The 15117-nt window shown below is 26.8% G+C and carries 12 protein-coding genes; 8 read left to right on the top strand and 4 right to left on the bottom strand.

What is annotated here, in order from left to right; translation table 11 throughout:
* Positions 1 to 7: 7 nt before the first annotated feature.
* The gene (locus ACZ5OA_RS02310) at positions 8 to 349 is read left to right on the top strand and encodes a helix-turn-helix domain-containing protein (RefSeq protein ID WP_464907915.1); all 342 of its coding nucleotides are present in this window, start codon (positions 8 to 10) and stop codon (positions 347 to 349) included.
* A 48-nt stretch (positions 350 to 397) separates the two neighbouring features.
* Here the strand turns inward: ACZ5OA_RS02310 and ACZ5OA_RS02305 are convergent, their stop codons facing one another.
* Positions 398 to 1462: a mechanosensitive ion channel family protein gene (locus tag ACZ5OA_RS02305; RefSeq protein ID WP_464907914.1), complete on the bottom strand. Its 1065-nt coding sequence runs from the start codon at positions 1460 to 1462 to the stop codon at positions 398 to 400.
* Between the two features lies 1 nt (position 1463).
* Positions 1464 to 3158, bottom strand: a complete 1695-nt coding sequence (locus ACZ5OA_RS02300) for a mechanosensitive ion channel family protein (protein WP_464907913.1) — start codon at positions 3156 to 3158, stop codon at positions 1464 to 1466.
* A gap of 102 nt (positions 3159 to 3260) precedes the next feature.
* Here ACZ5OA_RS02300 and ACZ5OA_RS02295 point away from each other — a divergent pair, with 102 nt between their 5' ends.
* Genes ACZ5OA_RS02295 through ACZ5OA_RS02265 form a run of 7 tightly spaced genes read left to right on the top strand, consistent with a single transcriptional unit; the run spans position 3261 to position 12224 of the window.
* The gene (locus ACZ5OA_RS02295) at positions 3261 to 4346 is read left to right on the top strand and encodes an efflux RND transporter periplasmic adaptor subunit (protein WP_464907912.1); all 1086 of its coding nucleotides are present in this window, start codon (positions 3261 to 3263) and stop codon (positions 4344 to 4346) included.
* Between the two features lies 1 nt (position 4347).
* A complete protein-coding gene (locus tag ACZ5OA_RS02290; protein ID WP_464907911.1) occupies positions 4348 to 7467 on the top strand; it encodes an efflux RND transporter permease subunit in 3120 nt (1039 codons plus the stop codon).
* A complete protein-coding gene (locus tag ACZ5OA_RS02285; RefSeq protein ID WP_464907910.1) occupies positions 7467 to 8648 on the top strand; it encodes an efflux RND transporter periplasmic adaptor subunit in 1182 nt (393 codons plus the stop codon). Before ACZ5OA_RS02290 ends, ACZ5OA_RS02285 begins: the two co-directional genes overlap by 1 nt.
* Entirely contained in the window at positions 8645 to 9307 is a 663-nt protein-coding gene (locus tag ACZ5OA_RS02280) for an ABC transporter ATP-binding protein (RefSeq protein WP_464907909.1), read from the top strand. The genes ACZ5OA_RS02285 and ACZ5OA_RS02280 overlap by 4 nt, the downstream gene beginning before the upstream one ends.
* On the top strand, positions 9298 to 10506 hold the full coding sequence (locus ACZ5OA_RS02275) for an ABC transporter permease (protein WP_464907908.1): 1209 nt from the start codon (positions 9298 to 9300) through the stop codon (positions 10504 to 10506). Before ACZ5OA_RS02280 ends, ACZ5OA_RS02275 begins: the two co-directional genes overlap by 10 nt.
* 9 nt (positions 10507 to 10515) lie before the next feature.
* Positions 10516 to 11067 (top strand): TetR/AcrR family transcriptional regulator, encoded by a 552-nt coding sequence (locus ACZ5OA_RS02270; RefSeq protein ID WP_464907907.1) that lies wholly within the window; start codon positions 10516 to 10518, stop codon positions 11065 to 11067.
* The gene (locus ACZ5OA_RS02265; protein ID WP_464907906.1) at positions 11064 to 12224 is read left to right on the top strand and encodes a TolC family protein; all 1161 of its coding nucleotides are present in this window, start codon (positions 11064 to 11066) and stop codon (positions 12222 to 12224) included. Before ACZ5OA_RS02270 ends, ACZ5OA_RS02265 begins: the two co-directional genes overlap by 4 nt.
* A gap of 104 nt (positions 12225 to 12328) precedes the next feature.
* On the opposite strand, the gene ACZ5OA_RS02260 is transcribed toward ACZ5OA_RS02265, so the two are convergent.
* Positions 12329 to 14059 (bottom strand): polysaccharide biosynthesis protein, encoded by a 1731-nt coding sequence (locus ACZ5OA_RS02260; protein ID WP_464907905.1) that lies wholly within the window; start codon positions 14057 to 14059, stop codon positions 12329 to 12331.
* The gene (locus ACZ5OA_RS02255) at positions 14037 to 15116 is read right to left on the bottom strand and encodes an aminotransferase class V-fold PLP-dependent enzyme (protein ID WP_464907904.1); all 1080 of its coding nucleotides are present in this window, start codon (positions 15114 to 15116) and stop codon (positions 14037 to 14039) included. Before ACZ5OA_RS02255 ends, ACZ5OA_RS02260 begins: the two co-directional genes overlap by 23 nt.
* Between the last annotated feature and the right edge of the window lies 1 nt (position 15117).

The raw sequence follows: 15117 nt of genomic DNA, 5'->3' as shown, positions 1-15117 counted from the left end.
GATAAAAATGGATTACTCTTTTAAAGACCCAACACCAATACTACTTTATACTCCAAAAGAACTTATGGAAAAAATTGTCCAAAGAGTTGAAAAAGAAAGACTCAAACAAAATATCACACAAGAAGAGCTAAGTGAAAAAACAGGAATTCCAGTAGCTACTTATAGAAATTTTGTTTATAAGAAACAAATTTCACTTATAACTTTTATAAAAATATTAAAAAAATTGAGAATGGAAGATGCCTTGAGATTAGTTGTAGATACTCCAATAGAAGAAGAAATAGCTGAAACTCTTGAAGTTTTAGAAGAAAAAAGAAAAAAAGAGAGAAAAAGAGCGAGAAAGAAAAATTAAAAATATAAAAATTATTTTTTAATAAAAGCCTTACAAATAATAAAAACTTTAATTTTTCACCTCTAAATCATTCTCAAAATAAATACTTTGAGATGGAAAAGCAAAACTACTTCCATTTTTTTCAACTATATCCATAATTTTTAGATTTATATCTTCTCTTATTTGAAGATATTTTTCCCAATCTGCTGTTTTTGTAAACAGATAAAAAAACAGACTTAAACTACTATCATCAAATTCATCAAAATAGACAAAAAGTGGGTCATCATGAATAAGAGGATGATTTTGAAGCATTTCTCTTGTCTCTTTTAGAATTCTATTTATAGTCGCAGGAGTTGTAGAATAAACAAGCCCAATTCTTGCGACAATTCTTCTTCTATCTCTTCTTGAGAAGTTATCTACAGCACTATTTGCTATTGTTGCATTTGGTAAAGTTATAAGTCTTTTATCAAAAGCTCTTATTTTTGTAGTTCTCATACCAATATCTTCGACTGTCCCTTCCACATTTCCAACTTTTATCCAATCCCCTATCTTAAACATATTATCTGTTAAAATTGCAAAACCACCAAAAAGATTGGCTGCAGTATCTTTGGCAGCTAATGCAAATGCTAAACCACCAAGTCCAAGTGAAGCTATAAAAGCACTTACATTAATTCCTAAATTTTGCAAAAATGCAACGATACCAAGAGTAATAATAAAAACTTTCGTAGCTTTTACCAAAAACATACCAATCTCACGAGATACTTTTTTGCTAAATAAATGCAAAATTTTATCTTCAAATGATTTAACTAAATCAAATAAAAACCAAAAAAACGCAATAATTATCATACTTTTTGTAAATATTATAACTTTATCATCTATTTTTAAAATCATAGATGCTATATGAATACCAAAAACAATAAATAAAAAATCCATCGGCTTTATAAGTGAATCTAAAATTTTATCATCAATATCTGTTTTAGTTTTTCCTACTAAAATTTTACCTGTTTTTACAATTGTTAAAGTGAAAATTTTTCTCATAAATAAAAACATAATAAACACTAAAAATGCTAAGGCAAATTTATAAAGTGGAGTACTTAAAATAGTATAATTCATAATCTCAATTAATTCTTTCATTTCAATCCTTTTTTATTTTCAATTCTGGTAACTCTTTTACATATAAATCTTGTTGAGGAAAAGGTATAGTAATATTTGCATCATTTAATGCTTTATATATTACTCTTAAAAATTTATTTTTTGTTCTTCTTGGGCGTCTGGCATAAACATCTTTTACCCAAACAAACAGCTCAAAATTCAAACTACTATCTGCCATTTCTTCAAAAATAACTAAAGGCTCATACTCTTTACCTTTTAAATATGGTAAATTAGAACTTTTTAATGCATTTAAAACAACTTTTTCAACTTCATCAATGTTTGAGCCATAAGCCACTCCAAAAGGCACTCTAAATCTAACTTTATTATCTCCTAATGTCCAATTTATTACTTGATTTGTGACAAATGATTGATTTGGAATAATTAAATTAATATTATCATTTGTTCTAATAACTGTACTTCTCATAGAAATATCAACAATTGCCCCTCTGGTATTTTCATCAATTTCTATATAATCCCCCACTTTTATTGTCTTTTCAAACATCATTATAACACCACTAATAAAGTTACTTACAATATTTTGAAGACCAAAACCAATACCTACAGATAAAGCACCAGCTATCATTGCAAGAGAGCTTAAGTCTAATCCGACGATTTTTAATGCTATTAAAAACGATATTATTATGATTGCATAATATCCAAGATTTGCTAGCAGTGTAGCTGTAGAATATGAAATTTCATATTGCTTTCTAAGTCTATAAATTAATTCTTTATATTTTCTACCTATATAAAAAGCAAAAATAGTTACTAAAATAAACAAAATAAAGTTAACAAGCGTTATATTTCTATTACCTACTTTAAAAATTGGATGATTTACAATATTCAAAAATTTATCATAAAAATAGATAATATTATCTTTTGCAGAATAAAAAAGAGTAGTTGCTCCAAATACTTTTTTTTCATAAGTTGTTCCAATATCTAGAATTGCTTTATAAAACTTTTTATCTATATTTTTAGCATAATTTAAAGTTTTTGTTAAATCTGTAAAAGCTTTTTTATCTTGATTTTTTAAATCAACAAAAAACAAAATTAAACTATTTTTTACTATATTTTTATAAATACTTTTTTGTTTATTTAAATTTATTAAAATATAATTTTGAGTTTTATTTATATTATCTTTATAATTCAATAATTGCCATTTTTGTAAATTTATATTTAATTGCTCAAACTCTTTTTGTTTTTGAGCTAACAAATTAAACCAATAATTTATATTTTTATCCGCTATTTTTTTATCAAAATTGATATGTTTTAATGTTTTAAATAATTGATTTTCATAAGTTACAAAATTCTTTTTTATAAAATCTAATTTACTCTGAGTTATTTGTAATAATTTTTTATAATATAATAGTTGTAATTTATCAATTGGTTTTTCTGAACTTGTCAAAATATCAATTTTATCATTTAAAGAGTCTATTTTTTGAGGTAAAGTATTTTGTAATACATATAAATTTACAAGTTCTAAAAATTTATCCACATATTCATCTTGATTAGAGACTTTTGAATCAAAAGTTATATTTTTATCTTTTAATAAATTTGTTTTCTTAACCAATGTAAGAGCAAAAGTATAATCTGGTGATGTTTTTGTAATATTTTTTAAAATCTCACTTGAAGGAGATGCAAAAAGATATAAACTAATAAAAAAAATTAATATTTTTTTCACTAAAATTCCTTTTTTATGAAATTATACAATAAAATAGATAAAAAATTGCTTTCCAACAAAATAGTTGGTATAATTCCGAAAAATATTATCTAAAGGATAAAAATGAAAAAATTAAAATATCTCTTTTTAACACTATTTACCTCAACTCTATTTGCAAATCCTATGATGCACAAAATGCCAACACCTCATGTCGATGTTTACAAAATTACTCCTCAAAAATCTATAAAAATTGATGATTTGACATATCCAGCACAAACAAAAGCTTATAGATATGCCACAGTTGTAGCCAAAGTAAATGGAACTTTACAAAAAATATTTATAAAAGAAGGAAATAAAGTAAAAAAAGGAGATACTCTATTTAAAATAGATGATTCTATTTACAAAGCAAATCTTTTAGAAGCAAAAGCAAATTTACAAATGGCCCAAGCCACTCTATACAAAGCTAAAAAAGAATGGCTAAGAACAAAAAGACTTTTTGAAAGACACGCAACAAGTGTTCAAGCAAATGATATATCATTTAGTGCTTATCAAGTAGCCCTATCTCAAGTAGAAATGGCAAAAGCCACTTTAAATAAATCTCAAATTAATTTTGATTATACAAGCGTAAAATCACCAATTAATGGACTTACCACTATCAAAAGAGTTGATATTGGAAATTATGTAACTATTGGTTTACCTTTAATCGATGTTTATAATATTGACAAAATTTATGTATATTTTTCTTTACCTGAATCTCAATTTAAAAAATTAAATAAAGAGTATTATATTGATGGAAAATTAAAAGTAGATATTTTAAAAAATGGTAAAAAAATAGCTACAGCAAACGTTGATTATATTGATAATAAATTTGATAAAGAAACTTCAACAGTTCAATTAAGAGCAATTTTAGATAATAAAGAACATAAAGTTTTTCCAGGAGATTTTGTAAAAGTAAAACTTGCAAATGTTTATGAAAAAAATGTAATTTTAATCCCTCAAAAAGCACTTTTACAAACTCAAAAAGGTTCAATTGTTTTCATAGCACAAAATGGAAAAGTAGCAATTAGACCGATTTTTAGTTTTAGTGAATACAAAAACAAATATATTGTAAAAGGGTTATTAAAACCAAATGATACAGTTATAATAAATAACTTTTTTCATATCAAACCAAATAGCAAAATCATAGTTGATAAAGTGATAGGAGAATAGTATGTTTTCAAAGTTTTTTATAAATAGGCCTATTTTCTCCACTGTTATTGCTACAATAATAATTATAGCAGGTATAGTTTCAATGAAACTTTTACCTATTCAAGAGTATCCAAGTTTAACACCTCCTCAAATTGTAGTAACTGCAATGTATCCCGGAGCAGATGCTAAAACTTTAGCAAAAACAGTTGCCACACCACTTGAAGAAGCAATAAATGGTGTTGATAATATGCTTTATATGAGCTCAACTTTGTCTCCAAGTGGAAGAGCTACAATTAAGGTTTATTTCAAAACTGGAACAGACAAAAATCAAGCAAAAGTTGATATAAATAACAGAGTTCAATTAGCACTTGCTAAATTGCCTGAAGAAGTAAAAAGATTGGGTGTAAATGTAGATGCAAGATCTCCAGATGTATTGAAGTTTATCACTTTTACTTCAAAAAATGGAATTCACAATCTAACTTTTATTCATAACTATATAAAAATAAATGTAGTTGATGATATAAAAAGAATTCCGGGAGTTGGTGATGCTATTGTATTTGGAGATAGAGATTATTCTATTAGAATTTGGCTAGACCCACAAAAACTAAAATTTTATAATTTATCTCCAAGTGAAGTGATGAATGTAATAAGAGAACAAAACAATCAATATACTGCCGGAAGTTTAGGAGCATCTCCAACTACTCAAAAAGTATCATATACATATTCTATCACTACAAAAGGTCGATTTAAAACTCCAGAAGAATTTGAAAATATCATTATTCACTCAAAACCAGATGGAGCTTCATTAAAACTTAAAGATATAGCAAAAGTAACTCTTGGAAGAGAAACTTATAATGTAAAAAGTACTTATAATTTAGAACCAATGTCTGGTATGGGTATATTTCTCTCCCCTGGTGCAAATGCACTAGATGTATCACAAAAAGTTGATAAAACACTAAAAGAGTTATCAAAAAGATTTCCAGAGGATATAAGTTATCATGTGCCTTACGATATAACTCCATTTGTAAAAGCATCCATGAAAGAAGTTATAGATACACTTTTTGAATCAATTATTTTAGTAATTTTAATTGTTTTTATATTTTTAGGTAATTTAAGAGCAACTTTAATTCCAGTTCTTGCTATTCCAGTATCTATTATAGGAACATTCGCAGGACTTTATATGTTTGGCTTTTCTATAAATTTACTAACACTGTTTGGATTAGTTTTAGCAATTGGACTTGTAGTTGATGATGCTATTGTTGTAATTGAGAATATAGAAAGAAATCTACATACGCATCCCGATATAAGTGTTAAAGAAGCGTCAATTAATGCTATGAAAGAGCTAACCTCTCCTTTGGTAGCGATTGTTTTAGTTTTGAGTGCAGTATTTATTCCTGCTGCTTTTACAGCTGGATTTACAGGAGTTTTCTATAAACAATTTGCTGTTACAATTGTTATTGCAGTAATTATTTCAGGATTTACTGCCTTAACTTTAACGCCAGCTCTTGCAGCTATTTTAATCAAAAAAAATGAAAATCCTATTTTACCTATAAGAATATTCAATAAATTTTTTAGTTGGACTACTGATAAATATACAAAAACTACAAAATTTTTAATTAAAATTGGTGCTTTTACATTTTTAATTTATGGGGTGTTAGTTTTTGCAACATATAAAATAAATAAAATACTTCCAACTGGATTAGTTCCAACAGAAGATAAGGGTGTACTTATGATTTTTAAATATAATATGCCTGGAACTTCTCTAAATGAAACAGACAAAACTACAGTTGATGTAGAAAAACAAGTTATGAAAAATCCTTTCGTTACAGAAGCCGCTGGAATTAGTGGGCTTGATTTGATGACAATGGCCTTTAAACCTGATGCATCATTTATGTTTGCAAAACTAATTCCTTGGGATGAAAGAAAAGCACCTAATCAATCATCAATGGCAATTGCAGGTAAATTTATGGGACAATTTTATAGCAATAAAAATGCTATGGTATTAGCATTTAATCCTCCTCCAATTATGGGTATGAGTATGACTGCAGGATTTCAAATGTGGATTCAAGATAGAACCGGAGGAGATATCACAAAACTTTCAGCTTTAGCACAAAAAATAGTTGATAAAGCTAACAAAGACCCTAAACTTATGATGGTAAGAACAACATTAAATACAAGAACGCCTGAATATTATTTAACAGTAGATAGAGAAAAAGCAAAATCTATGAATGTAAATCTTGCTGATCTATTTTCTACTTTAAATTCAACTTTATCAAGAAGTTATGTAAATGATTTCAATCTTTATAGTAGAGTTTTTCATGTGAATATCTCTTCACTTGATGAATATAGAAAAGATTTAAATAGTTTAAACTCTATATTTGTAAAATCAATGACAGGAAAAATGATACCAGTAACTGAACTTATAAAAATAAAAAGAATTGTAAGCGCAGATGTTATTCAAAGATTTAATATGTTTAATTCGGCTTTTGTAATGGGTTCTGCAAAACCAGGATATTCTTCAGGGGAAGCCATGGATGAAATAGAAAAAATAGCAGATAAAATTTTACCAAAAGGTTATACTCTTTCTTGGTCAGGAACTTCATATCAAGAAGCTAAATTAAAAAATCATACAAATTATACACTTCTATTTTCTATAATATTTGTATTTTTAATATTGGCAGCACTTTATGAAAGCTGGTCAATTCCTTTGTCAGTAATTTTAAGTGTTCCATTTGGAATATTAGGTGCAGCCCTTGGAATTTATCTACTTAAATTTATGCATCTTGAAGCAGATATTTATTATCAAGTAGCACTTATTACCTTAGTAGGTTTATCTGCTAAAAATGCTATTTTAATAGTAGAATTTGCAGTTGAGAGATTAAAAAAAGGTTATACTTTACTTGATGCAACACTTGAAGCAGCAAAACTTAGATTTAGACCGATTATTATGACTTCCCTTGCCTTTATTTTAGGAACTTTGCCACTACTTTTAAGCACAGGAGCCGGGGCAAATAGCCGACATGTTTTAGGGGCATCTGTTGTGTTTGGTATGAGTATGGCGACCTTTGTTGGAGTTTTATTTATTCCATTTTTATTTTATGTAGTTATGAAAATTAAACTAATGTTTACAAAAGGAAAATAATGTCAAACATTCAAGCAATTATAAACAAAAAATCATCAAATAAAAAATGGTGGATTATTTCAATCTTAATTATTCTAATTGGTATTGGAAGTTACTTTGCTTTTCATACTAAAAAACAAAAAACAAAAAGTTACATAACAAAGGTTGTTAAAATAGGAGATATAAATACCACTGTATCAGAGACTGGAAATATCAACCCAACAGATACAGTGGATATTGGTACAGATATTTCTGGAAAAGTTATGAAAATTTTTGTAGATTATAACTCAGTTGTAAAAAAAGGTGCCATAATAGCTACAATCGATGATGTTAAATACAAAATAGCCAAAAATCAAGCTGAGGCTAATCTAAAAAGTACAAAAGCAAACTTAAATAAAGCTAAAATTAATCTAAAAATAGCACAAATAAAACTAAAAAACAGTAAAAAAAACTTTCAAAGAGATGAACAATTAAGAAAAGCAACTAACAACAAAACTCCGTCACAAAAAGTTTTTGATAATGATAAAACTATTTATTTAACATCTTTAGAAAATATAAAAGTAGCAAATGAAGAGATAAAATCATCTCAAGAAGCTATAAAAATGGCACAAGAAAATCTAAATCTTGCTATCTATAATTTATCTAAAACAAAAATTTATTCCCCCGTAAATGGAATCGTTTTAAATAAAAATATTGAAGTTGGTCAAACAGTTGTAGCTTCTTTCCAAACTCCAACTCTTTTTAAAATAGCTGAAAATCTTACTAAAATGCAACTTGAAGTTAGTATTGATGAAAACGATATAGCAAAAGTTAAAAACAATGATATCGTAAGATTCAGCGTTGATGCTTATGAAAACAGATTCTTCAATGGTAAAATTTCACAAATAAGACTTGCACCACAGAATATAAATGGAGTTGTAACTTACACCGCAATTGTAGATGTAAATAACTCAAATTTACTTTTAAAACCAGGAATGAGTGCAAATATAGATATTATTACTCAAACTTTGAAAAATGTGAAAATAATCCCTCGTGCTGCCTTGCTTTATAATCCAAAAAAAGACAATACAATTTATATCTTAAAAAACAACAAACCAATAGAAATAAAAGTAAAAATTTTAGGATTTAGTAATGAAAAATGTGCTATTAAATCGGATAAAATAGAAGTAAATCAAAAAGTTATAATTGCAGAAAAAAAATGATTAAATTAAAAAATATAACAAAATCTTATGGAAGTGGCGAAACACGAACAGAAGTTTTAAAAGGAATTAATTTAGAGATTAAAGAAGGTGAATTCATAGCTTTGATGGGACCAAGCGGAAGTGGAAAATCAACTCTTATGAATATTTTAGGAACACTTGATGTGCCAACAAGTGGAGAATATTATTTAGAAGACAATGATGTTTCTAAATTAAATTCAACTCAAAGAGCTATGATTAGAAGATATGTTTTTGGATTTGTATTTCAAAGCTTTAATCTTCTTAAAAAAACATCAGCTTTGGATAATGTTCAAGTGCCACTAATTTATCAAGGGCTCTCCAAAAAAGAGAGAATTATAAAAGCAAAAAAAGCTCTAGAAGAAGTGGATTTAAGTAATAGAATTAATTATAAAACAAACCAATTAAGTGGAGGACAACAACAAAGAGTTGCAATAGCTAGAGCTATAGTTGCAAAACCAAAGATTTTGTTTGCAGATGAACCTACCGGAAATTTAGATTCTATTAGAAGCCGGGAAACTATGGAGCTTTTAAAAGCCTTAAATAACAAAGGAATAACTATAATTATGGTAACTCACGAAGAAGATATGGCTAAATATGCTTCAAAAATAGTGCATATGAAAGATGGTGTACTATGCTGTTAAACGCCCTAATTCAAGCACTTGCAGAAATAAAAAGAAATATATTTCGCTCCCTCCTAACAGCCCTTGGAATTATAATTGGAATTGCATCAGTTGTAGCTATGGTAAATATCGGACAAAGTGCATCTAAAACAATTACAGGAAGCATTAGTAAACTTGGAACTAACAATCTATTTATAATACCTGGACAAATTAAAGGGGCAGGTGGTAGAACTCATAATGCACCTCTGTTCGATCTAAAAGATGTTGCTATTTTAAAAAAATCTCTTTATACAATAGATGCGATTTCGCCACTTGAAACAGTTAGTGTGCTTTCAATATACAAAAATAGAAACTATTCAACTATGCTAAGGGGAATAAATGATGATTTTTTTAAAATTAAAGATTATCATCTAAAAAATGGAGGGTTTTTTAACAAAAGTGATTTAAGTGCTGGAAAAAACAAATGTGTGATTGGACAAACTGTCTATGATAAACTTTTTATTGATAAAAATGCTATTGGAAAAACTATAAATTTAAATAAATTTTCTTGCGAGATTGTAGGAATTTTGAAGCCAAAAGGTGCCGATACATTCGGAAGAGACCAAGATGATGTAATATTTGCTCCTATTAAATTTGTTCAAAGAAGATTTACAGGAAGTAATAAAGTAAATTTAATGGTAGCCAGTGTAAAAAAAGATATTCCATTAAAACTAGCAAAAACTCAAATAGCTAAAATTTTAAGACAAATTAGAAATCTTAAAAAAGGTGATGAAGATAATTTTTCCATCAGAGATTTAACTGCACTTTTACATACACTTCAAAAAATAACTTCCACTCTTACTTTGATGTTAGGAGCAGTTGCAGCTATTAGTTTGATTGTAGGAGGTATTGGAATTATGAATATAATGCTCGTTTCTGTTACTGAAAGAACTCGTGAAATTGGGGTAAGAATGGCTGTGGGAGCTACTAAAAATGATATTTTATCTCAATTTTTGATTGAATCATCAGTTTTATCATCAATTGGAGGAATTATTGGTATAATTTTAGGTGTAACAATTAGCTATTTTGTAGAAAAATTTATGCATTTAGATTTTGTTTTTAATATAGAAATTATGATTATTGCAACCCTATTTTCTGTATTTATAGGAATATTTTTCGGATTTATTCCAGCAAGAAAAGCAGCAAATTTAAATCCAATAGATGCATTAAGATATGAATAAAGGAGAATTATGAGTAAACAAAAAATAATAAATACAGCTTTGGAAATGTTTGCCAAAAAAGGATATAATGGAATTAGTGTAGATAGTTTAGTTGAAAAAGCTAATGTAAATAAATCAACCTTGTATTACTATTTTAAAGGTAAAAAAGAGCTATTTGATTTTATAATCGAAGAAGAGTTTTCAAAATTAATTGAAAAATTAAAAACTATTTCAGATATAAAGTCAAAAGAGGCAAAATTAAAAACTTTTATAGATATTTTTATGAATAGAAAAATAGAACTTGTTAAATTAATGGAAAGGGAAATGTTAGATGGAAGTAAAAACATAAAAAAAGAGAATTTAAAACTTATGTTTGAAGTTTATAATATTTTTGGACAAATAACAACAAAAAAAGAAGATATTCCATTTGTTTTGGATTTAATTATAGGTTCTACAAATCATCATATTTTATCATATAATTTGAAAAAAAATATCTTAGAAAATGTCAAAAAAAATATTAAATTAAAAACAAAAGAAGAATTTAAAGAAAAACTATTTAATACAACAAAAGGATTAATATGAAAAAAATAATAACAATGAGTTTAATATCATCTTTATCACTTGCATCAGTTTTAAGTGATACAAAAGATAATATATTTAAACAAGAATCTAATAAAGCTGGACAAGATACTAAAGCACTAAAAAACAGTTGGATAAGCCCAGCATTCATTAATATGAGTTATACAAAAAATACTCAAAACAAAATTTCAACAGATATAAAAAGTATCCAAATTATTTGGAATCAGGATATTTTCAGAAGTGGTGGTATCTATTATGCTATCAAATATGCAAAAGCTCTTGGTATTTATAATTTAGATTTAATTAAACAACAAAAACTAAACTTAATAAAAACAGCTTTTACTTTAAAAACTCAAATTTTAAGAGATAAACTTTTACTAAAACAAAATGTATTAAAATTAGCAAATTTAGAAATTAATGTGAAAGTTACAAAAGATAACTACTTAGCAGGAAATGCAGATATTAGCGATATGAATAATATTTTAGTGCAAAGAGACACTCAAAAAATGACAAATTTAACACTAAAGCAATCTATTCAAAATGAAAGTAAAGAGTTAGCAAAACTTACAAATAAAAAATTTGAAATAAAAAATTTTCCTTTAATTACAAAAGATGAATATATAAAACAAAATATAGCTATTAAAACATTAAATGACAAATCAAAAAGTGATTATACAAAAGCAAAAATAACAACTGCATCATACTTACCAAAACTTACAGCTAATCTTCAAGCAAATCATAGTGATTACGACTCTGAAATTGATTCACAAGATAATATCGATAATCCATGGAGTGCTGGACTAACTCTCAGTATACCACTTGATATAAATTACAAAGCAAATATTCAAAGTGCTAAAATTAATTACTTAAAAAGTAAACTTGATATAAATGACAAAAAAAATGAATTATCCCAAAAATATAATGAAGTAATTGATAACATAAATATCCTAGGAGAAAAAATAAAAATAGCTAAACAGATTAAAAGATCATATGAAACTCTTTATAATGTTGTAAAAGAGCAATTTAATGCAGGTTTAAAAACAGTATATGATGTAGCATCACTTAAAAATTCATTAGAGATTCAAAATTTAGAAGTAGAAATTCAAAAATATAATATCACTTTACAAAAAATAGATCTATATTTTGATGTGAAAGAGTAATTCCTTATAAAAATTATACATTCCCACACAGAGCGTGGGAACAAGGATTTAGTCAGTACTAAGATTTTATTTATTATCAATTCTAAATTATGCATTATCAATTTTCAATTAGCTAAGCTCCCTTTATAATCAGGAACAATTTTAGGTAATATTTTTATATCATCTTTTAATTTCTCTATATTATTTTTTAAAGTTTCAAAGTCAATTTGTGGCTCATTTATAATCAAAATTGATTCATATTTCGTTTTTAAATCAGCATCATTGATCAATAACTCTTCATAAAGTTTTTCCCCCGGACGAAGTCCAACGAATTCTATTTTTAAATCTTTACCACTTAAATCTATCATCTTTTGGGCTAAATCTCTAATTTTTACCGACTCACCCATATCTAAAATAAAAAGTTCTCCACCTTTTGCTATAGCCCCTGCTTGTAAAACTAAACTACACGCTTCAGGGATTAGCATAAAATATCTTGTAATTTCAGGATGAGTTACTGGAAGATTTTCATTATTTGCTATCTTTTCTTTAAAAAATGGAACAACACTTCCACTACTTCCTAAAACATTTCCAAAGCGAACTGAAACAATTTCAGTTTCACCACTTGGAACATTTTTAGCATATTTTTCAATTATTCTTTTACTTGCCCCCATTACATTTGTAGGACGAACAGCTTTATCTGTAGAGATATTTACAAACTTTTTAACTTTATATTTTATAGCTAAATTGATAAATTTTATACTTCCAAAAACATTGTTAAAAATACAACTTTTAGGGTTTTCTTCACATAAAGGCACATGCTTATAAGCAGCCGCGTGAATTACAATTTCTGGTTTATACTCTTTAAAGACATCTTCCAAAATAGGAGAATTAATTGAGCATAAAACTTTAATTGCTTTCACTTCATTTGCTATTTTGTATAGATTATATTCACATTTATCTACCATAATTATCTGTTTTGCACCAAATTTATCACATTGACGAACTATTTCACTTCCTATACTTCCACCAGCTCCAGTAATTAAAACTATTTTATCTTTTATAAATTTTTGTATCTCAGTTGTATCTATATCTTTTGGCTTTCTTGCAAGTAAATCTTCTATAGAGATATCTTTTAGTTTATTTCTAAAATTAGTAGCTATTTTTATATCATAAATATTTAACTTAGTTAATCTATTAGTTAATTTATCCAACTCTTTTTGCGACAACTCTTTTGTAATAATAGCTGTTTTTATATTTTCCATATTTTCCAATTCATTCATATCAAAAACTTTTATATTAGATAGATATGTAACATTTGGATTTTCATCTAAAACTGCAATAGGATATATATCTATTTCTCCTCTTAAAGCAGACTTTATCAAATCTACACTTTTATTATTAATTCCAATAAAAATAGTAGGATTATGATCAGTAAAAGAAGTCTCAACTAATATTCTTTTAAAAAATCTAAATCCACCTAAAAAAGTTAATGAAATAAACATATCAATCAGTGCAATACTTCTAGGAATATGAAGTTGATTTAGAGTAGCTATAAATAAAATAAGAATAAAAATATATGAAATTAGATGAGCTTTCACAAGATTTTTAGCATCGACAAAAGAGTAAAATCTCCAGGTAACAAAATATTGCCTAAATAGATATAAAAAAGGAATCTTAACAATTAAAACAAGTAAAATTGCATCAGGTATTGTTCTAAAAAAACTATTTGGAATATCAAAATTAAATCTTAATAAATATGATAAATAGATAGAAATTACAGATAAAAAGATATCTCCTACTAAAAAGAAAATTGTTCTTTTAAAATTAGTAGGTCTAAACATATTTGATAATTTCACAAATATCCTTTACTTGCTCTTTTGTTAAAGTAGTTCCACTTGGAAGACAAAGTCCTTTTTTATAAAGTTCTTCACTTCTACCATTTAAATAAGCTTTTGCATCTTTAAAGAGTGGCTGTAAATGCATAGGATTCCATAGAGGTCTGCTTTCTATGTTGTTTTTACTTAAAACTTTCATTACTTCCCACGGATTTTTATCTCTAAAAATCACAGTTGTAAGCCATCTCGTTCCTTTTGTATCTGGAAATTCTGGCATAAATTCTTCATCTAAAAACTCTTTATACCACTCAAAAATTTCTCTTTTTTTAGCAATTCTTTCATCTAAGACTTCCATTTGAGCAACCCCAATAGCAGCTAAAACATTACTCATTCTATAATTAAATCCAACTTCTTTATGCACATACTCCACAAATTCCGGTTCTTTTGCTTGCGTTGAAAGATGTTTTATTTTTTTAGCTAATTCATCATTATCAGTTACAACCATTCCACCACTTGAAGCAGTTAAAAGTTTATTTCCATTAAAACTATAAGCCCCAACTTTCCCAAATGTTCCTGATTGCTTGTTTTTATAAATCGCACCTAAACTTTCCGCTGCATCCTCAATTAAATAGATATTATTCTCTTGACAAACTTTCAAAATCGCATCGATATCAGCAACTTGTCCATAAATATGAGGTAAAAGTACTGCTTTTATATCATTTTCTTTAATTGCTTTTTTTAGCAACTCCACATCCATATGCCAATACTCATCACTATCTATAAAAATAGGTTCATTTCTTTCATATAAAATAGGATTTATTGACCCAATAAAAGTAAACGATGAAACTGCAACTTGTGAATCTTTAATCCCAAGTGTTCTAAGTGCTAAATGAAGCCCACTTGTCGCATTACAAAGTGCTACTGAATTTTTAGAATCTACATAATTCCTCACAGATTTTTCAAATCTATTTATAAACTGCCCTACTGGTGCAATATAGTTACTTTTAAATACCTCATCAATATATTTTTGCTCATTTCCACTCATATGAGGAGGTGAAAGAAATATTTTATTATTCATA

This window comes from Thioreductor micantisoli (assembly GCF_055392745.1).
Note: the sequence above shows the minus strand (reverse complement) of the source record. Positions and strands in the feature narration are given on the sequence as shown.